We start from the raw sequence: 17,659 nt of genomic DNA on the forward strand, positions 1-17,659 counted from the left end.
TTTGTGACAGACCGACGACAAGGGTTTTCAAGAGGTTAAGCTGTGGCAGGGCCGCAACAGATTGCTCCGTTGTCAGAGCAAACGGCTGCGGATGATCTGCGACAGCAGGTCGATCATCGACACCGCCACCACGATAACGAGCACGATGCAGCCGGTCTGGTCGAACTGGAAGGCATTGATCGAGTCGAACAGGATCTGGCCGATGCCCCCCGCCCCGATGATGCCCAGCACGGTCGCGGCGCGGCTGCTCGATTCGAAGCGATAGAGGGCATAGCTGGTCCACAGGGGCGCGACCTGCGGGATCACCCCCCAGACCACTTCCTGCAGGCGACCGGCCCCGGTGGCGCGCACGCCCTCGACCGGGCCCTTGTCGATCGACTCGACGGCTTCTGCGAACAGCTTGGCCAGGACACCGCCGGTGTTGAACATGATCGACATGACGCCGGCGAAGGGGCCCAGCCCCACGGCGGTAATGAAGATCAGGGCCACGACCAGGTCGGGGATCGAGCGGACCATGTCGAGCAGCCGGCGAACGGGCTGCTGGATCCACCAGGGGGTGATGTTGCGCGCGCCCAGCAGGCCCAGCGGTATGGCCACGATCACGGCCAGGGCCGTGCCCCACAGCGCCATCTGGATGGTCTGCCACATCTTGCCGATGAACAGGGGCCAGTCCATCGACAGGAACAGCTTGGGATCGCCGAACGGCGCGAAGAACTGGCGGGCAAAGCCGCTGGTCCGCTCGGTATCGCCGAACAGCTGCGGGAACTTGTCGATCTCGGCCGGCCGGAAGCTGATGACGAGGATGGCCAGAAGCCCGCCCCACAGCAGGATGTCAAAGGCCAGGGCCGAGGCCGACCGTCGGGGCGGGGCCGGAATCGTCGCGTCGGTCATGGTTAGGCTCAGTTGGCCGGCGCGGCGACGCCGGCCTTGCCGTCGGCGGCGAGGCGCTCGGCCTTGACGCCATCAAGGATCTTCTGGGTCTCGGCAATCTTGGCGGCGTCGCCGGACTCGCGGGCCAGGCCGAACTGCTCGAGGGCTTCCATTTCCCGGACCACCAGCAGGTGGGTGTCATCCGCCGGCTTGAAGCCGCCGATGCTCAGCTTCTTCAGATTGGCCCGCTGCTGCACGGCCGCCGGGGAATCGCCCTGGGCGTAGGTCAGGAAGAACTGGCGGATCTTTTCCTTGACCACCGGGTCCAGGTCCTTGCGCCAGACCAGCGGATCCTCGGGCAGGTTCGGGGATTCCCAGATCACCTTGATCTTGCCGGCCACGGCCTCGCCGCGGGCCGCGCTGAGATTGATGGCCGTGGTATTGTTGGTGGCCGCGTCGAGCTTGCCATTGGCCACGGCGAACAGATTGGCCTGGTGATTGGCCGACAGCACGGTCTTGAAGCAGGTCTCGGGCTTCTTGCCGGCCGGGATGAAGACGTAGGTCATCGGGGCCAGGGTGCCGGAGGTCGACTTCTTGTCGCCGATGCCGAAGTTCAGGCTCTTGTCGCACTTGAGCAGGTCTTCCACCGTCAGACGGCTGCCCGCCGGGACAATGATCACCGACTTGTAGCCGTCCGTACCCGACGGATCGAAGGTGCGGGCGAAGACCTCACCGCCCGAGCGGCGAACGGCTTCCAGGCCCGACTGGTTGGAGAACCAGCCGAGGTCCGTCTGGCCGGCGCCCATGGCGACGATCAGCGAGGAATAGTTGGACGAGAAGAACGGCTTCACCTTCAGGCCGGTCTGCTTCTCCATGTCGGCCAGGATCGGGGTCCAGTAGCCTTCCATGTTCTGGGCCGACTCGGTCGACAGGATCGAGAACACGACGGTGTCCTTGGGCCCCTTGTCGGCCGGCTTGGGCGCGCAGGCGGAAAGCGCCAGGGTGGCGATGGCGGCGGTGAACAGGCTGCGGCGGATCATTGCGGAGCTCCTTCCCAGAATACGTCCTCGAATTCCGGGCCGTAGATGTCGATGAGTTGTTCGCGTTTCAGGCCGTCGGCCGGGCCGTCATAGACCTTCTTGCCGGCCTTCAGGGCCACGACCCGGTCGCAATAGCGCAGGGCATAGTCGACCTGATGCAGGGTGACGACCACCGTCAGGCCATCGGCCTTGTTCAGGTCGCGCAGGATTTCCATGACCTTGCGGGCCGAGACCGGGTCCAGCGAGGCGACCGGCTCGTCGGCCAGGATGATCTTGGCCTTCTGGACCAGGGCGCGGGCGATGGCGCCGCGCTGCTGCTGTCCGCCGGACAGGGTATTGGCGCGCTGGGCGGCATAGTCGGAGACCCCGACCCGGTGCAGGGCGGCCATGGTCGCCAGCTTGGTCTCGGCCGGCCAGGCCCCCAGCAGGCCCCGCCAGGCCGGAATGCGGCCCAGTGAACCGAGCGCCACATTGCTGAACAGCGACAGGCGGCCGACCAGATTGAACTGCTGGGCGATGAAGCCGATCCGGACCCGCGCCTTGCGGACCTGGTCACTGACCTTGCCGCGCGCCTGGACGGGACCGCCGAAGGCGGTGATCACACCGATCGCCTCGCCCTTGTCGTCGCCCGGGGCGTCGATGGTCTGCAGGCCGTCGATGGAGCGCAGAAGGGTGGACTTGCCCGAGCCCGAAGGACCGATGAGCGCGATCATCTCGCCCCGATGCACATCGAGCGAAACGGCATCCAGGGCTCGCCGCGACCCGAAGGTCTTGGAGGCGGCACGGATCGAGAGAACAGGTTCCGACGTCATGGTCGGGGCGAATCCTTAACGGGGTTTCAGGCCAAGGGGAATGCGTTCACCGCTTTGGCGGTGGATCGCAATGAATTTGTGACAATCGGTGGATGAATTCTCCCCAACACGAGGGCCCAAAAGGGACTTTACATCGGGGAACGATACCCCTATTTCGCACGTCTCCGGCGGACCCGAAGTCCTCATAAGCGCTGCTAACGCCGGCCTAGGTTTCACTTCTTGCAGGGGGTTACGTGAATTGCACACGTACCATGAACCCCTGGACCTGGTCCGTGAGCGGTCACCGGAACGTCCTGTCGCACTCGTGCGACCGGACGCGGTGTCGGTAGCGGCGCGCTGGTTCCAGGCAGAATTTAAAGGCGACGTCTTTTACGCGGTGAAGGCCAACCCTTCGCCGTGGGTGATCCACGAGCTGGTCAAGGCCGGCGTGCGGTCATTCGATGTGGCGTCGCTGAACGAGATCGAACTGATCTCCCAGCATGCGCCCGGCTCGCGCATGGCCTTCATGCACCCGGTCAAGAGCCGGGTGGCGATCTCGACCGCCTATTTCGATCACGGCGTGCGGACCTTCTCGTTCGACACCCATGAGGAACTGGCCAAGATCCTCGACGCCACCGGCCAGGCCAAGGACCTCAACCTGATCGTCCGCATGGGCGTGCAGGCCGAGGGCGCGGCCTATTCGCTGTCGGGCAAGTTCGGCGTCGAGCCGCACGCGGCCCCGGACCTGCTGCTGGCCGCCCGTCGCGCCACCCAGGACCTGATGGGCGTCTCGTTCCATGTCGGCAGCCAGTGCATGCGCCCGACCGCCTATCAGGCGGCGATGGCCCAGGCCTCGCGCGCCCTGGTGCGGGCCGGCGTCCTGGCCGATGTCGTCGATGTCGGTGGCGGTTTCCCGTCGATCTATCCCGGCATGGTGCCTCCGGACATGTCCGAGTACCTGGCGGCCATCGACCGCGGCTTTGCCGAGATGATGGTGCACGAGACGACCGAGCTGTGGTGCGAACCCGGCCGGGCCCTGGTGGCCGAAGCCTCGTCCCTGCTGGTCAAGGTCGAGCTGAAGAAGGGCGATGCGCTCTATCTGAACGACGGGTCCTATGGCTCGCTGTTCGACGCCGCGCACATGAAGTGGCCCTTCCCGGTCAAGCTGTTCCGCAAGAACGGCGAAGTCGTCGAAGAGGGCCTCAAGCCCTACCGCTTCTACGGCCCGACCTGCGACAGCGTCGACCACATGCCCGGCCCCTTCTATCTGCCGGAAAGTGTCGACGAGGGCGACTATATCGAGATCGGCATGCTGGGTGCCTATGGCGTGGCCATGTCGACCCGCTTCAACGGCTTCGGGGACAACGAAACCGTCGAGTTGCAGGACGCGCCCATGGCCTCGATGTATGGGCTGGCCAAGCGCTCGATCCCGACCCACAAGCCGGAGTCGGAAGAGCGCAAGGTCGTCCGCTTCTCGCGGCCCAAGGGCGCGGCCGGCAAGAAGCGTCGTCGGCGCTAGCCGTGCGCTTCCTGCGGGGACTGGACGCGTTCCGGGCCGAAAGGCCCTGGGGCGCGCTCGATGTCGGTTCGGTTGACGGCACCACCGTTCGCCTGCACTGGACCGACCAGCCCTATGTCTGGCACGTCAATGACGGCCCAGAGGTGTTCATCGTTCTGTCGGGAACGGTGGATATGCACTGGCGCAAGGACGGCGTTGAAAGCGTCGAAAGACTGAACGCTGGCGACGCCTGCTACGCAGAGATTGGCGATGAACATGTCGCCCATCCGGTCGGAGAGGCCCGCATCCTGGTCGTCGAACGCCAGGGCAGTGTCTGATAAACCCCATGCGGGACAGGGCGACTGTCCCGCTCCCGCCCGCCGGTTGCTCCGTCCCGGCTGCGGGGCTGCTGCGACGGGCGCTCAAACCAAAGGGAAACCCGCGAGATGAACGCACCCGTTCCGAATACCAAGGCCGAACTGCTGCAGAATGTCGTCGAGCATATCGACATCACCAGCTTTGACGCCCGTCCGATCATCGATGCCATGCGCAAGATGTCGTTCTCGAGCCGCGACACCGCCCGCGCCGCCGACATCTTCAACATGGCCCTGGCCGACACGGGCTGCTCGCCCTGGCTGATCCTGGCCGGCTCGACCTCGGCCGGCGGCTGCATGCACGTCTATCGCGACATGGTGCAGAACGGCATGATCGACGCCGTGGTCGCCACCGGCGCCTCGATCGTCGATATGGATTTCTTCGAGGCCCTGGGCTTCAAGCACTACCAGGCCGCCGGCCCGGTCGACGACAATGTGCTGCGCGACAACTATATCGACCGCATCTACGACACCTATATCGACGAGGAAGAGCTCCAGAACTGCGATCACACGATCCTGGAGATCTGCAACGCCCTGGAGCCGCGCGCCTATTCCAGCCGCGAGTTCATCTGGGAAATGGGCAAGTGGCTGTCCGAGGGCAATGCCAAGAAGCCCGGCTCGCTGATCCAGACCGCCTATGAGCAGGGCGTGCCGATCTTCTGCCCGGCCTTTGTCGACAGCTCGGCCGGCTTTGGCCTGGTCAAGCACCAGAAGGAACGGATTGCCGCCAAGCAGCCCTATCTGATGATCGACGCGGTCGCCGACTTCCGCGAACTGACCGACATCAAGATCGCGGCCGGCACCACGGGCCTGTTCATGGTCGGCGGCGGCGTGCCCAAGAACTTTGCCCAGGACACCGTGGTCTGCGCCGAGATCCTCGGCGTCGAGGCCGACATGCACAAATATGCCGTCCAGATCACCGTGGCCGACGTGCGCGACGGGGCCTGCTCGTCCTCGACCCTGAAAGAAGCCGCCTCCTGGGGCAAGGTTTCGACCACCTATGAGCAGATGGTCTTCGCCGAAGCCACCACCGTGGTGCCGCTGATCGCCTCCGACGCCTATCACCGTCAGGCCTGGCAGGGTCGCGAGCGTCCCCGCTGGAACAAGCTGTTCGGCAAGTAGGCTTGCTAAGCCTTCGATGAGATTGCAGGGTCCCCCGAACAGTTGTTCGGGGGACTTTTTCATGCGTGTCAGCACACTGATCATCGGCTCGGCCCTGCTGCTGTCCGGCGCCAGCTTCGCAGCCCCGACCACGCCCCCGCCCGCCCAGGCCGGCTATCTGCCGCCGGGCACCTATGACGCCATCAAGGTCCTGGCCCCCGCCCCCCGGCCGGGTTCGCCGGTGGCCGAGGCAGACCGCCAGGTCTTTCTCGCCACCCGGGCACTGAAGGATACGCCGCGCTGGTCCCTGGCCCGGAGCGATGACAGCACCACCGGCATCCTGCAGGACTTCAGCTGCGCCCTGGGCTTCACCCCCTCGATGTCGACCACTCCGAAGATGGTCGGGATCATGCTGCGCCTGCGCTTCGACATCCGCCCGGCAGTCGATGGCCCCAAGGACCACTACAAGCGGCCCCGCCCCTATCTGGTCGATGAGGGCGCGATCTGCATCGACCGCAGCGACGGCCTCGACAAGAGCCCCGACTATCCGTCCGGCCACAGCACCTGGGGCTGGGCGATCGGCACGGTCCTGGCCCAGGCCTCGCCGAACCAGGCGGCCGAGATCATGGCCCGGGCCCGGACCTACGGCGAAAGCCGGATGGTCTGCGGCGTCCACAATGCCAGTTCGGTGACCGCCGGACAGGTCAATGGCGCGGCCCTGATGGCGGCCGTCAATGGCTCGCCCCTGTTCCGCTCCGACCTCGAGGCCCTGCGCGCCGAGATCGCCGCCGCCCGCAAGGCCGGCCCCGCCCCGGACAGGACGGCCTGCGCCGCCGAGGCCGCCCTGATCGCCCAACCCCTGCTCTGAGCTTGCGGGAGCGGCTGCGCGCCTCTACCTCTTGGCCATGGCCCATCATGCCGCTTGCGATCACGATCATGACCACCACGGCGTCGCCGGCGCGGCCCTCGCGGCCGAGCTCGCCGCCGCCGAGTCGCGCTGCGCGGCGGCCGACCAGAGGCTGACCCCGCCCCGCCGCCGGGTGCTGGAACTGCTGCTCCAGGCCGGCCAGCCGGTGAAGGCCTATGACCTGATCTCGACCTTTGCGGTCGATGGTCCGCCGGCCAAGCCGCCCACCATCTATCGCGCCCTCGACTTCCTCGAAAAGCAGGGCTTTGCCCACCGGATCGAGAGCCTCAACGCCTATGTCGCCTGCCGCAAGGAGGCCGACGGCCATGCCGCCGCCTTCCTGATCTGCGACTGCTGTGGCGCCACCCGCGAGATCGAGCCCAAGGCCAGCGCCGAGATCATCGCCGCCGGGGCCGCCGCCGGCTATGCCCTGACCGGCGTGACCATCGAGGCGCACGGCCTGTGCGGGGATTGCCGGGGCTGACTTCATCCGCCCCCTCCGGGGGCGGACGACCGCGCAGCGGTCCGGTGGGGGCAAGTGCTGAGTTTGCGATGACTCGCCCCCTCCGCGCTGCGCGCTCCTCCCCCTTAGGGGGAAGATGATCCGCGTGATTGCCTAGGCCGCACGAACCCCGCTAGGCTCAAACAACCGTTCAACCCGCCGAGACCCCGCCCATGACGACCGCTGAGACCCTGCCCGGCGTCGAGATCTGGCGCGGCGGGGTCAATACCTGGGACTGCGACGAGATGGGGCACATGAATGTGCGCCACTATATCGTCCGCGCCATGGAGGGTCTGGTCGGGCTGGCGGCGGAACTGGGCCTGCCCCACGCCTTCACGCCCTACGCCAATGCCACCCTGCTGGTGAAGGAACATCACGTCCGCTTCCTGCGCGAGGCCCATGCCGGCGCGACCCTGCACATGCTGGGCGGGGTGATCGAGATCACCGACACCGAGGCCAGGCTTCTGCAGCTGCTGGTCCATTCGGCCAGCGGCGAGCTGGCCGCCACCTTCCAGACCACCGTGGTCCACGCCACCCCGCGCGAGGGCGAGGTCTTCCCCTGGCCGAAGATCACCCGCGAACGGGCCGCAGCCCTGATGGTCGAGGTGCCGGAAAAGGCCCGCGCCCGCAGCATCGACCTGTCGCCCTTCACCCCCACTGCCAGCCTGGCCCGTGCCGAGACCCTGGGGATGAAGCGGATCGGACTTGGGGCCCTGTCGCCGACCGAATGCGACGTCTTTGGCCGCATGCGCACCGAACAGTTCATCGGCCGGGTCTCCGACGGCATCGGCAGCTTCATCGGCCCGTTCCGCGACGCGATCGTCGAGCATGCCGACCACAGGCCGACGCGGTTCGGCGGGGCGGTGCTGGAATATCGTCTGGCCTATCTGGCCTGGCCCCAGGCCGGCGACCGGGTCGAGCTGCGCTCCGGCCTGATCGGTTCCGACCCGCGCACCATGCGCATGGTCCACTGGATGGTCGACCCGGCCACCGGCGCGCCCTGGGCCACCTCGGAAGCCGTGGCCGTCACCTTCGACCTCGACGCCCGCAAGGCCGTACCGATCACCCCGGCGGCCCAGGCGGCCCTGAAGGCGTTTTCGTTGGAGGGCTTGGCGCTTTAGGCGCGGGGGTGGTTACAGGCGCGGTCCGCAGCCGGCCCTCGAAGAGCGTATTGCGAGCATCAGTGAAGGGTGGGTGGCGGACCTCGATGCCGAGTTATCGCGACGCCTCGGACCGGTTCAGAAGGGTCTCGATTTCCCGCAGGACGATTTCCGGATGGGAATTGAAAACGTCGTGGTCGGCACCGTCGATCGTTAGGACACGAGCGGCCGGATGCGCGGCGCGATAGCGATCGATTTGCTCGTTGAGCCACTTCAGTTGCAACGCTTCGTCGGCGCGTTGGTCGGCGGTCGGATCCAGCAAGGCACCGGGTATCGAGAAGATGGCTAGTATTGGGATACCGGTTATCGCTGGAAACTTCTCCATGTTGTGGCGGGTCATCAACTTCGAGAGCGGCGCTGGCGGGCCCTCCGCCAGTCCTTTGGAAAGCAGTCGCCTACGCTCAGCGGCGGCCCGGACGTCCGTCGCCAAATCCGCAAGGTCTTTAGCTAGGACCTCGTCGTAAATGCGGGCGGCGTCCTCCTTGGAACCAAAACGAGCCGCCTGCAGTTTGTCGCGCAAGTCCGCGAGGTCGATCTCGATGTTGGAGGCGTCGGGCGCGGCGTTGCCAGGCGCATAGAACACATAAGCATAGGCCGCATCCAAGTAGACCAGCGCCGAGACCCGTTCGGGAAAATGGTGGGCGACGCCACTGATCTCCGCGCCGCCGAACGACCAGCCCGCCAACGTCGCCTTCTCAATTTTCAGCCCATCCAGGACCTCGACGACGTCCCGGGTCAGGCGGGTCAGTGTGTAGTTCCCCGGGTCCTGTGGCGGAGTATCCGACTGACCCAGCGCTCGCCGGGTAAAGGCGAAGACACGGTGACGAGCGGCCAAGCGCGGGGCGAATTGATCAAAGGCATGGGCTGTCATGCCGCCGCCGGAAGCCAGCAGGATGGGCGAACCCTGGCCGCCATAGTCCAGCACCTCCAGCCGCACGCCGTCGCTAGTCGTGATGAATGTGGTCCTGGGCGTGGAGGGGGCAGCTTGCTGCTGGGCTGGATGAACGGCTGTACTAGCGATCGAACTCGGGGCGACGCCCATGAGAGCGACGGCGGCAAATACGATGCTACGCAAGTCCAAGCCCCCTCTCGGCTTTCGAGTACAATCAGCGATACCGGCAGATCAAAATTAGCATTTTCAGCAAGCGAAGCTCGTATGCCAGCAAGCAAGTGTTCAGAAACTCTTGGATCGGTCGGGAAGGTAAATGAGCCCGCCCCCCAACGCGCGGGCCCTTCCCTCTCCCTTTGGAGGAGGAAAGATCAGCGGCAGCCCGTCAGCCCCTTACCCCGTCACCATCCGGAAGATCGCATCCCGCGCCAGATCCGGACGCTCCATCGGCAGGAAGTGGCTTGATCCGGCCACGGTCTCGATCGCCACGTCCCTGCCTCGACGGGCAAAGCCGTCGCCGGCCCGGCAGGTCGAGCCGCGCTCGGCCTTCAGGATCCGCACCGGCCCTGTGACCTTGCGGATCGCCCGCCACGGATCGTGGGCCTGGGCTGAATAGTTCGAGGCCTCCCACGCCGGAGCGCAGGCCAGTTCGACCTTGCCGTCCTCGCGATCGACGAAGCCGCCGTCGACATAGTCGGCCAGCATGGTCTCGGGCCAGGTCTTGAAGGCCCCGCGACCGGTATAGGCGGCGACCACCGCCTCGCGGTCCTCGAAGACGGCACGGCGGCGCGCGGCGGCCTGGGCGATGGGCATCTGCTTCCACAGGGCCCCGGAGGTCCAGGGGGCCTGGGCATAGAGGGCGACCAGGCGCGGCATGATCACCGGGTCCAGCAGGACAAGGCCCTTGACCGCCTCGGGCCGGGCAGCGGCGGCCAGCAGGCTGACCGTGCCGCCCATCGAATGGCCGGCCAGCACCACCGGCGGACCGTCGAGGGCCTTGAGCAGGGCAACCAGATCATCGCGCAGGTCATGCCAGGAGCGCCGCCCCTCGGCCCGGGCCGCCAGCGGCGTCGCCCCGTGGCCGCGCTGGTCGATGGCCAGGATCCGCAGGCCCGCCGCCAGAGGGGCCAGCAGGCTGTTATAGGTCTGGGCGTTGAAACCGTTGGCGTGAACGAAGATCACGTCGATGGCCCGGTCCTGTGGGCCGAACTCCAGGGCCGCAATCTCGCCGGGCCCAGCCGGGCTGTCGATGGCGATCAGGCGTCTGCGGGGCTGGCGAAACACGGCCGCATCCATCGGCGAGGTCCTTCTTGCGGCTCGAACCTCAGGTTAGGCCTGCGCTTCGCCTTCGTCCATGGTGCCCGACGCCGCGCCCCTGACGAAGGCTGAGCCCTCTCCCAGAGGGAGAGGGAGGGGCCCGCCGCGAAGCGGTGGGAGGGTGAGGGGTTACGCCGCCAAACGACGTGCCGGCACTCCGTCGAACGCCGTAACCCCTCACCCCAACCCTCTCCCTATGGGAGAGGGGGCTTGTCCGAGCTCTAGGCCTGGGTCAGCTGCCACTCACCGCGATTGTCCTGGCAGGCGCTGTAGCGCTCGGTGGCCGGACGCTGGCCTGAGGTCGAGATCGAGGCGTCGATCACCCGGCACGACGCCGCGACGACCTGAACCGGGCGGACCAGGGAGGCGGCGGCATAGCCGACCGCATAGCCGTTCTGGCCGACCAGGACCCAGCCGCCGCCCGGGGTGGCGCCGAGGGCATCGAAGGTCTGGCCCGGGGTCAGCTTGCCGACCAGGGCGGCCTTGGCCGAGGGGCCGGCCCGAAGGTTGGAGTTGCCGCTGGAGGCATAGCGGCCACCGAGGGCGTCATAGCTGGGCACGGACTGCACACCCTGGGCGAAGCGCAGATTGCGGCTGTCGACCGGCGGACCATAGCTGGAAGACACCACGTCGATCCGGCCCGAGGCCCCGGTGCGCGCATTGCTCCAGGTCTGGGGCTGGCCGGTTTCGAGCGCCTTCTTGGTGGCCTGCTGGGCCAGGGCGGTGTCGGTCGACTGCATCCGACAGCCGATATAGGAGCCCGCCGCCGCACCGGCGGCCGCGCCGACCAGGGCCCCGAGGGTCTTTTCGTTCTTGGCGACCTTGCTGCCGATGAAGGCACCGGCGGCCGCGCCGATCAGGGCCCCGCCTTCCTGCTTCTTGCCCGAGCCTTCACACGAGAACAGGCTGCCCAGGCCCTTGGACTGGGCCAGGACCGGGGCCGGAACGGCCAGGCTGGTCGCGGCCAGGGCGGCGATGGCGATCAGGGCGGAGGTGGTCTTCATGGGTCTTCCCTCTGTCTTGGCCGACGCTGATACGGCCGCATTCCGCAAAGTCACTGTTGGCGCCGCGTCCGGTCCGCGAGATAGTCCCTTATCAACGATAAGGGAGGACGTGATGAGCGCCCACGATCAGGCAGACTATACGTGTTTCAAGGTCGAGATCGAGGCTGGCGTTGCGCACATCCAGCTCAAGCGCCCCGACGCCATGAACACTATGACACGGGCCTTCTGGAATGAGCTTCCCGCAATTGTAAAACATATCGATGACAACGCCCTGGCGCGCTGCATCGTCATCACCTCAACCGGCAAGCACTTCTCGGCTGGCATGGAGCTGTCGGTATTCACCGACGGCGAGGGCGTTACCGAAGAGCGCGGCGGCGACCGCCATGTGGCCGGCGAGAGCTTCCGCCACCATGTCCACCACCTGCAAAACACCTTCAGCTGCCTGGACCGGGCCCGGATGCCGGTTATCGTCGCCATCCAGGGCGGCTGCATCGGCGGGGCGGTGGACTTCATCAGCGCCTGCGACATTCGCTATGCCACCAACGACGCCTTCTTCTGCATCCAGGAGATCAATATCGGCATGACCGCCGATGTCGGCACCTTCCCGCGCCTGTGCAAGCTGATCCCCGAGGGCTGGGTGCGCGAGCTGGCCTATACGGGGCGTCGCCTGCCGGCCGGCAAGGCCATGGCCATCGGTCTGGTCAACGAGCTGTTCGACAGCCATGAGGCCCTGGTCGCCCATGCCTTCGCCGCCGCCCGCGAGATCGCCGAGAAGTCGCCCCTGGCCGTGGCCGGCAGCAAGGTGATGATCAACTATGCCCGCGATCACACCATCGCCGACGGCCTGGACTATATCGCCACCTGGCAGACCGGCATGTTCGCCGGCTCGCACATGGCCGAGGCCTTCCGGGCCAAGATGGAAAAGCGTCCGGCCGACTTCCCCGACCTGCTGCCGCTGAAAAAGCGGATGTAGCGATCAGGGCCTCCCCCCTCTCGGGGAGGCCTGTCAGCCGACCCCGAGCGGCAGTTCTGCGCCGGTCAGGTCACAGCCGGTGAGGCGGGCCCCCGTCAGGTCCGCCTCGATGAACCGGGCACGCGGCGCGCTGGCCCCGGTCAGGTTGGCGTTGCGCAGCACGGCCCGGCTGAGGTCGGTGCGCGCAAAGCGCTCCTCGCCGATCTGTAGGGGACCCAGCTTGGCTCCGGTCAGGTCTGCCTTGGCCAGTTGGGCACCGACCAGGCGGGCACCGCGCAGATCGGCATTGCGCAGCTTCACGCCGCGCAGGTCCGCGCCCATCAGATTGGCCCCCTGTAGCTCGACCCCGTCCAGATCCATGCCGAAGAACACCGCTCCAGGCGCGAACAGGCCGGTGAGGTGACGGTTCTTCAGGCGGCGCAGGGGCCGGAAATCCACGGTCTCGGCCCTGGCGATCTGGCCCTCCCGGCCCTCGGTCCGGACAAAGGTCTCATGGGCCTCGAGCACATCATGCAGCGGCAGATCGTCGATATAGATGATCGGCGGCGGCGCGCGCAGCACCAGGCTCATGTCGACGTCTTCGAGATTGGCCCCGCTGAGGTCCGTCCCGACCAGGATCGCCCGCCGCAGCGAGACCTTGGACAAGTCGGCCTTGTGCAGGTTGGCCCCGGAAAGATCGGCGCCGTCCATGCGGGCATTGGCCAGTTTCGCGCCCTGCAGGCTGACGCCGGTCAGGTCCGCGTCACTGAAGTCTGCCGCCCGGGCAAAGGTCCCCGACATCTGGGCCCCGGACAGGTTGGCACCGTTCAGCAGCGCATAGTCCAGTTCGCCCGGCCGCGTGTCATGCTTGAGAATCCGCAGGCCCTTGGTGTCATCCTGAACGGCGGTGACGCCCTCGCGCAGGTCACAGGCCGACAGATTGGCCCCGGACAGATTGGCCCCGCGCAGGCACGCCCCGCGCATGTCGGCCCGGGTCAGGTCGCACTCGCGCAGGTCGGCGTCGCGCAGATCGGCCCCATACAGGGTGGCATGGGTCAGCTTGGCGCGGGCCAGCATGGCCCCGCCCAGCAGGGCCCCGGTCAGATTGGCCTCGGAAAGGTCCCGGCCCTCGAAATTGTAATTGTTGAGATTCACATAGGCGAGATTGGCGCGGCGGCCGGCCGGCAGCCCCTTCAGGAACCGGGCATGCGAATCCACAACCTCCTTCACGGCGGAGGCATGCAGGGATCGGATCAGACTGGGCCTGGCGGCGGCGGACATGAGTCGGTGGATGTCTCTACGGAAAGCCGATCATGCCGTGCCGGCTTTAAGGAAAGGTGCAGTCCACCGGGGCCGAACCCAAAACGCGTAGGGCTCCAGATCAAAGGCCTAGAGCCAGCCCTTGCGCTTGAACCACAGCAGGGGACCGATCGCGGCGGCGGCCATCATGGCCAGGGCCATGGGATAACCTTCCATCCAGCGCAGCTCCGGCATGTGTTCGAAATTCATGCCGTAGACGCCGGCGATCAGGGTCGGCGGCAGGAAGACGGCCGAAAACACCGAGAAGATCTTGAAGATGGCATTCTGTTCGATGTTGATCAGGCCCAGGGCTGCATCGAGCAGGAAGGTGATGTTGCTCGACACATAGCTGGCATGGTCGGTGATCGACTGCACGTCCCGCTGCAGGGACTTGAGGTGATCGCGCAGGTCACGGTCGCCCTCGAACTGTTCGGCCAGGGAGGCGAAGCTGAGCAGGCGGGCCAGGCTGACCAGGCTGTCGCGGGCCTTGGAATTGATGTTCTGGGCGCGACCCAGCCGGTTGAGGATCTGCTCGAAGGCCCCGCCGCGCGGCCGGCTGAAGATGGCCCGGGACTGGGCCTCGACCTCGCTGGCCGTCCGTTCGATGATGTCGGCGGTCCGGTCGATGATCGCGTCCAGCAGGCCCAGAAAGGTCTGGGCCCCGCCCGGACACAAGCTGGGCTGGCGCTCGGCCTGGGCGGCGAACACAGCAAAGGCGCGCGGCTCGACATAGCGGATCGTGACCAGGCGTTGACCGGTCAGAACGAAGGTCACCGGCGCGGCGGTCGGCAGGTCGCCGTCGGCATTGACCAGGATGGTGGCGGTCATGAAGGTACCGCCGTCCTCCTGATAGAGCCGGGACGAGGCCTCGATCTCGGCCATTTCTTCTCGGGTGGGCAGCAGCAGGCCGATCGACTGTTCGACCGACACTTCCTCGGCGCGGGACGGATCGACCAGTTCGATCCACACCGCATCGTCGGGCATGCGCCAGTCGCGGCCGGCATCGGCGTTTTCGAAGCCTGGCGCGCCAAGGCGCAGAATTCTCAGCATGGGTCTGCGAGCCTCGTCACCCGCCGGGAATGGCCCAGCGCGACGCTGCCGTCAATCAGCGGGCTCTAGCGGGGAGCGGCCGGCTTGTCGTCTTCGGCCTGGCCACCCGAGGCGGCGGCGATCAGGGCCGCGATCCGGTCGGTGGAGTCGGCGGCCTGGTTGATCAGGTCCAGAGGCGAGGCGCGCACCGAGGCGGCGACCTGGTTGGCGGCGGACTTGGCCAGGGACACGGCAGCGTCCTGGGCCAGGGCCAGCTTGCTGGTGGCCACGGCGATCTTGGTGGCCTGGGCGTTCTGATAGATGAAGCCGTGGGTCGGATAGACGGTGGTGCCAAGGTCGCGGATCGGGTCGTACCAGACCTTGACCTGGGTCCAGTCACCGGCCGGCGACACGTCGACGACCGTGACGTCCTGCTCGACCTGACCGCGGGCCCCGTTCATCACCGACCAGTTGGCGTGGGTGACCTGGATGACGCGATCAGTAAGGACCTGGCTGACAAAGGCCACGTGGCCGAGATTCATGCGGCCGGTCGGCTTGAAGGAGAGAACGGAGCCGATCTTGGGCACCGAGCCGGTGTCATACTTGCCGGCCGCCTGGCCCCACCAGGTGCGGGCGTCACCGAAGATCTGGATGCCGGACATCAGACGCGCGAACGGCACGCACTGCCAATAGCCATCAGCCACGGCCCCGGAAACGGGCAGCAGGCTGATCATGGCGGCAGCGGCGATGGAACCCCAGAGGGTCCTCGTCCGTTTCGTCATGCTGTGGGCGCTCCCGCGTGTCACTCGGCGAAGCAGTAACCCTGACAGCGACATGTGAAAAGAGTGTTTCTTAGGCGCCGACCGTAATTGGACCTGGCTGCCCGCGACGCTGCGCCCACGCTTTCAGCAGATTCCGGGCAGGATTTTCGATCAGGTGGTAAGATATCGACGACAGCGGAACCAGGGCGGCAACAATGAAAATCCAGATCAGCAGGGGCAGTTTATCGCCTTCGATCTGAAGCAGTTTTGTGGCCGCATTGACCGCTACGATCTTCCAGGGGATGCAGATCATGTAGGTCGAGTAGCTGATCTCACCCAGATAGACGAGAATGCTCTGGCTGCCGAAACTTGAACCACTCGCGGTCAGGCTGGCCAGCATCAGGATCAGGCCGCCCAAAGCCGCAACAATAACCATATCGGGGGCCCCGAACTGCACAGTGCCCAGAACCACGGCACCCAGGATCGCGGCGCCGGGCCCGGCGAGTCGGCCCGGGATCGATCCTGACCGCCACAGGGCATGCAAGGCACAGCCATAGGCGAAACACGGCACGATCCGCAGCGCGCCCCAATGGATCGTGGCGGCGGTCAGCGGAAAGCCGGCCAGCCGCTCGAAGGCCGGATAGAGGATGGCAATCAGGCCAAGGGCCAGGCCGACCGCCAGGAACGGCCGCTTGCGCAGCCGCCAGGCTAGAAGGGCGAAGACGGGAAAGCTGAGATAGGCGAACCACTCGGCCGAGATCGACCACGAGGCATGGTTCCAGCCCGCGACCGGGGCAAAGCCCCAGGCGTGGACGAGCAGCAGGTTGGCCGGCAGCGCTTCCCAGGAGACGATGTTGTTGCCGACCGTGATGCCGGCGAGGCCGGCGACGGCGGCCATCAGTCCGACACCCGCCAGGGTGGCCAGATGCAGGGGATAGACCCGCGCCAGGCGGTTCCAGAGGAAGGCACCATAGCGGAACTTGCCCTGGCCAAAGTCCTGCAGATAGACGTGGCAGAGGATGAAGCCCGAGAGGGTGAAGAAGGCTTCGACCCCGAGATAGCCCTTGCTCGCCGCGGCCGGCGTGAAGCCAATTGCCAGATTGGGCCAATAGTGGAACATCACCACCCAGAAGGCGGCGAAGAACCGAAGTGCGGTCAGGGACTTGATATTGGCGGCGTCGGGCATACTTCAGGTCCAGTTTGGCGAAGCCCGGGGGGCTTCCGTCACGTTCCCTTGCATGGACGGGGCCCACTGAGGGGTGGGTCGAGACGCTTTTCCAGACAACAGACTTAGAACAGGACGATGAACGAACTCCTTAATCTCGCCGTGGACCCTGCAGCCTGGGCCGCCCTGATCACCCTGATCGTCATGGAAGTCGTGCTGGGCATCGACAACCTGATCTTCATTTCCATTCTCTCCAACAAGCTGCCGGAAGAGCATCGCCAGCGCGTGCGCCGCATCGGTATCTCGCTGGCCCTGATCATGCGCCTGGTCCTGCTGTCGACCATCGCCTTCATCGTCGGCCTGGTGCATCCGGTGTTCGACCTGGGCATTGCCGGCCCGACCGGTCCGCACGGCGAGCCGTCGTTCGAGACCGCCTTCTCCTGGCGCGACCTGATCCTGCTGGCCGGCGGCCTGTTCCTGATCTGGAAGGCCACCAAGGAAATCCACCACACGGTCGATCCCAACCAGGAGAGCCATGACGTCCTCGACAAGACCGGGGCGGCGATCTCCAATGTCGGTTCGGCGATCTTCCAGATCATCCTGCTGGACCTGGTGTTCTCGATCGACTCGATCCTGACCGCTGTCGGCATGACCGATCACCTGCCGATCATGGTCATTGCCGTGCTCGTGGCCGTCACGGTCATGCTGCTGGCCGCCGATCCCCTGGCCAACTTCATCAACAACAACCCGACGGTCGTGATGCTGGCCCTGGGCTTCCTGCTGATGATCGGTACGGTCCTGATCGCCGAGGCCTTCGGCATGCACGTGCCCAAGGGCTATATCTATACGGCCATGGCGTTCTCGGCTGCGGTCGAAGGGCTCAACATGATGTCGCGTCGAGCCGCGGCGAAAAAGAAGGCGGCGGCCGGGGAGCACTAGGCTCCACCCATCCACCAGACGATCAGCGCCCCGGTCCGGAAGGTCCGGGGCGTTTTTTATG

18 protein-coding genes and 1 pseudogene are annotated in these 17,659 nt (G+C 66.3%); 8 read left to right on the forward strand and 11 right to left on the reverse strand.

The window, feature by feature from the left end:
• Positions 1-72 precede the first annotated feature (72 nt).
• The 3 genes from phnE to phnC are packed head-to-tail and all read right to left on the reverse strand — an operon-like array spanning position 73 to position 2,722.
• Positions 73-891 (reverse strand): phosphonate ABC transporter, permease protein PhnE, encoded by an 819-nt coding sequence (phnE, locus tag AQ619_RS15475; RefSeq protein ID WP_062149643.1) that lies wholly within the window; start codon positions 889-891, stop codon positions 73-75.
• Positions 892-899: 8 nt separating this feature from the next.
• On the reverse strand, positions 900-1,931 hold the full coding sequence (phnD, locus tag AQ619_RS15480) for a phosphate/phosphite/phosphonate ABC transporter substrate-binding protein (protein ID WP_062149646.1): 1,032 nt from the start codon (positions 1,929-1,931) through the stop codon (positions 900-902).
• A complete protein-coding gene (phnC, locus tag AQ619_RS15485; protein ID WP_062149649.1) occupies positions 1,907-2,722 on the reverse strand; it encodes a phosphonate ABC transporter ATP-binding protein in 816 nt (271 codons plus the stop codon). Before phnC ends, phnD begins: the two co-directional genes overlap by 25 nt.
• Before the next feature lie 238 nt (positions 2,723-2,960).
• Between phnC and AQ619_RS15490 the strand changes: the two genes are divergently transcribed.
• The 6 genes from AQ619_RS15490 to AQ619_RS15515 all read left to right on the forward strand — a co-directional run bounded on the left by AQ619_RS15490 (position 2,961) and on the right by AQ619_RS15515 (position 8,204).
• Positions 2,961-4,220, forward strand: coding sequence for a type III PLP-dependent enzyme (locus AQ619_RS15490; protein WP_062149652.1), 1,260 nt, complete (start codon positions 2,961-2,963; stop codon positions 4,218-4,220).
• A 2-nt stretch (positions 4,221-4,222) separates the two neighbouring features.
• Positions 4,223-4,537, forward strand: coding sequence for a cupin domain-containing protein (locus AQ619_RS15495; RefSeq protein ID WP_062149655.1), 315 nt, complete (start codon positions 4,223-4,225; stop codon positions 4,535-4,537).
• Between the two features lie 108 nt (positions 4,538-4,645).
• Positions 4,646-5,695: a 1,9-bis(guanidino)-5-aza-nonane synthase gene (locus AQ619_RS15500; protein ID WP_062149657.1), complete on the forward strand. Its 1,050-nt coding sequence runs from the start codon at positions 4,646-4,648 to the stop codon at positions 5,693-5,695.
• Between the two features lie 61 nt (positions 5,696-5,756).
• Positions 5,757-6,542, forward strand: coding sequence for an acid phosphatase (locus AQ619_RS15505; RefSeq protein WP_062149660.1), 786 nt, complete (start codon positions 5,757-5,759; stop codon positions 6,540-6,542).
• Positions 6,543-6,579: 37 nt separating this feature from the next.
• Positions 6,580-7,065: a Fur family transcriptional regulator gene (locus AQ619_RS15510; RefSeq protein WP_166504281.1), complete on the forward strand. Its 486-nt coding sequence runs from the start codon at positions 6,580-6,582 to the stop codon at positions 7,063-7,065.
• A gap of 191 nt (positions 7,066-7,256) precedes the next feature.
• On the forward strand, positions 7,257-8,204 hold the full coding sequence (locus tag AQ619_RS15515) for a thioesterase family protein (protein WP_062149667.1): 948 nt from the start codon (positions 7,257-7,259) through the stop codon (positions 8,202-8,204).
• A gap of 94 nt (positions 8,205-8,298) precedes the next feature.
• On the opposite strand, the gene AQ619_RS15520 is transcribed toward AQ619_RS15515, so the two are convergent.
• The 4 genes and pseudogenes from AQ619_RS15520 to AQ619_RS15530 all read right to left on the reverse strand — a co-directional run bounded on the left by AQ619_RS15520 (position 8,299) and on the right by AQ619_RS15530 (position 11,453).
• Positions 8,299-9,318, reverse strand: coding sequence for an alpha/beta fold hydrolase (locus AQ619_RS15520; RefSeq protein ID WP_166504282.1), 1,020 nt, complete (start codon positions 9,316-9,318; stop codon positions 8,299-8,301).
• Between the two features lie 207 nt (positions 9,319-9,525).
• Positions 9,526-10,428, reverse strand: coding sequence for an alpha/beta fold hydrolase (locus tag AQ619_RS15525; protein ID WP_062149673.1), 903 nt, complete (start codon positions 10,426-10,428; stop codon positions 9,526-9,528).
• 91 nt (positions 10,429-10,519) lie between these two features.
• Positions 10,520-10,630, reverse strand: a pseudogene (locus tag AQ619_RS19590) (hypothetical protein); the annotation flags it as partial.
• A gap of 40 nt (positions 10,631-10,670) precedes the next feature.
• Complete coding sequence (locus AQ619_RS15530; protein WP_062149676.1) at positions 10,671-11,453, reverse strand: SH3 domain-containing protein; 783 nt, start codon at positions 11,451-11,453, stop codon at positions 10,671-10,673.
• A gap of 112 nt (positions 11,454-11,565) precedes the next feature.
• Between AQ619_RS15530 and AQ619_RS15535 the strand changes: the two genes are divergently transcribed.
• A complete protein-coding gene (locus AQ619_RS15535; protein ID WP_062149678.1) occupies positions 11,566-12,426 on the forward strand; it encodes a crotonase/enoyl-CoA hydratase family protein in 861 nt (286 codons plus the stop codon).
• 33 nt (positions 12,427-12,459) lie between these two features.
• Here the strand turns inward: AQ619_RS15535 and AQ619_RS15540 are convergent, their stop codons facing one another.
• From AQ619_RS15540 to AQ619_RS15555, 4 genes are all read right to left on the reverse strand, one after another.
• Positions 12,460-13,686: a pentapeptide repeat-containing protein gene (locus AQ619_RS15540; protein ID WP_062149681.1), complete on the reverse strand. Its 1,227-nt coding sequence runs from the start codon at positions 13,684-13,686 to the stop codon at positions 12,460-12,462.
• A 108-nt stretch (positions 13,687-13,794) separates the two neighbouring features.
• A complete protein-coding gene (locus AQ619_RS15545; RefSeq protein ID WP_062149684.1) occupies positions 13,795-14,754 on the reverse strand; it encodes a magnesium transporter CorA family protein in 960 nt (319 codons plus the stop codon).
• A gap of 65 nt (positions 14,755-14,819) precedes the next feature.
• Entirely contained in the window at positions 14,820-15,515 is a 696-nt protein-coding gene (locus tag AQ619_RS15550) for a CHAP domain-containing protein (RefSeq protein ID WP_084746087.1), read from the reverse strand.
• A 70-nt stretch (positions 15,516-15,585) separates the two neighbouring features.
• Positions 15,586-16,680, reverse strand: a complete 1,095-nt coding sequence (locus tag AQ619_RS15555) for an acyltransferase family protein (protein ID WP_062149687.1) — start codon at positions 16,678-16,680, stop codon at positions 15,586-15,588.
• A 117-nt stretch (positions 16,681-16,797) separates the two neighbouring features.
• On the opposite strand from AQ619_RS15555, the gene AQ619_RS15560 reads away from it, so the two are divergent.
• Positions 16,798-17,598 (forward strand): TerC family protein, encoded by an 801-nt coding sequence (locus AQ619_RS15560; RefSeq protein ID WP_062149690.1) that lies wholly within the window; start codon positions 16,798-16,800, stop codon positions 17,596-17,598.
• Positions 17,599-17,659: the final 61 nt, after the last annotated feature.

This window comes from Caulobacter henricii, assembly GCF_001414055.1.
GTDB classification, from domain to species: domain Bacteria; phylum Pseudomonadota; class Alphaproteobacteria; order Caulobacterales; family Caulobacteraceae; genus Caulobacter; species Caulobacter henricii.

Coding starts and splice junctions, on each gene's coding strand:
- AQ619_RS15540 (WP_062149681.1), bottom strand. CDS start 13,686: ATGTCCGCCGCCGCCAGGCCCAGTCTGATCCGATCCCTGCATGCCTCC.
- AQ619_RS15510 (WP_166504281.1), top strand. CDS start 6,580: ATGGCCCATCATGCCGCTTGCGATCACGATCATGACCACCACGGCGTC.
- phnE (WP_062149643.1), bottom strand. CDS start 891: ATGACCGACGCGACGATTCCGGCCCCGCCCCGACGGTCGGCCTCGGCC.
- AQ619_RS15500 (WP_062149657.1), top strand. CDS start 4,646: ATGAACGCACCCGTTCCGAATACCAAGGCCGAACTGCTGCAGAATGTC.
- AQ619_RS15530 (WP_062149676.1), bottom strand. CDS start 11,453: ATGAAGACCACCTCCGCCCTGATCGCCATCGCCGCCCTGGCCGCGACC.
- AQ619_RS15545 (WP_062149684.1), bottom strand. CDS start 14,754: ATGCTGAGAATTCTGCGCCTTGGCGCGCCAGGCTTCGAAAACGCCGAT.
- AQ619_RS15525 (WP_062149673.1), bottom strand. CDS start 10,428: ATGGATGCGGCCGTGTTTCGCCAGCCCCGCAGACGCCTGATCGCCATC.
- AQ619_RS15550 (WP_084746087.1), bottom strand. CDS start 15,515: ATGACGAAACGGACGAGGACCCTCTGGGGTTCCATCGCCGCTGCCGCC.
- AQ619_RS15505 (WP_062149660.1), top strand. CDS start 5,757: ATGCGTGTCAGCACACTGATCATCGGCTCGGCCCTGCTGCTGTCCGGC.
- AQ619_RS15535 (WP_062149678.1), top strand. CDS start 11,566: ATGAGCGCCCACGATCAGGCAGACTATACGTGTTTCAAGGTCGAGATC.
- phnC (WP_062149649.1), bottom strand. CDS start 2,722: ATGACGTCGGAACCTGTTCTCTCGATCCGTGCCGCCTCCAAGACCTTC.
- AQ619_RS15515 (WP_062149667.1), top strand. CDS start 7,257: ATGACGACCGCTGAGACCCTGCCCGGCGTCGAGATCTGGCGCGGCGGG.
- AQ619_RS15560 (WP_062149690.1), top strand. CDS start 16,798: ATGAACGAACTCCTTAATCTCGCCGTGGACCCTGCAGCCTGGGCCGCC.
- AQ619_RS15555 (WP_062149687.1), bottom strand. CDS start 16,680: ATGCCCGACGCCGCCAATATCAAGTCCCTGACCGCACTTCGGTTCTTC.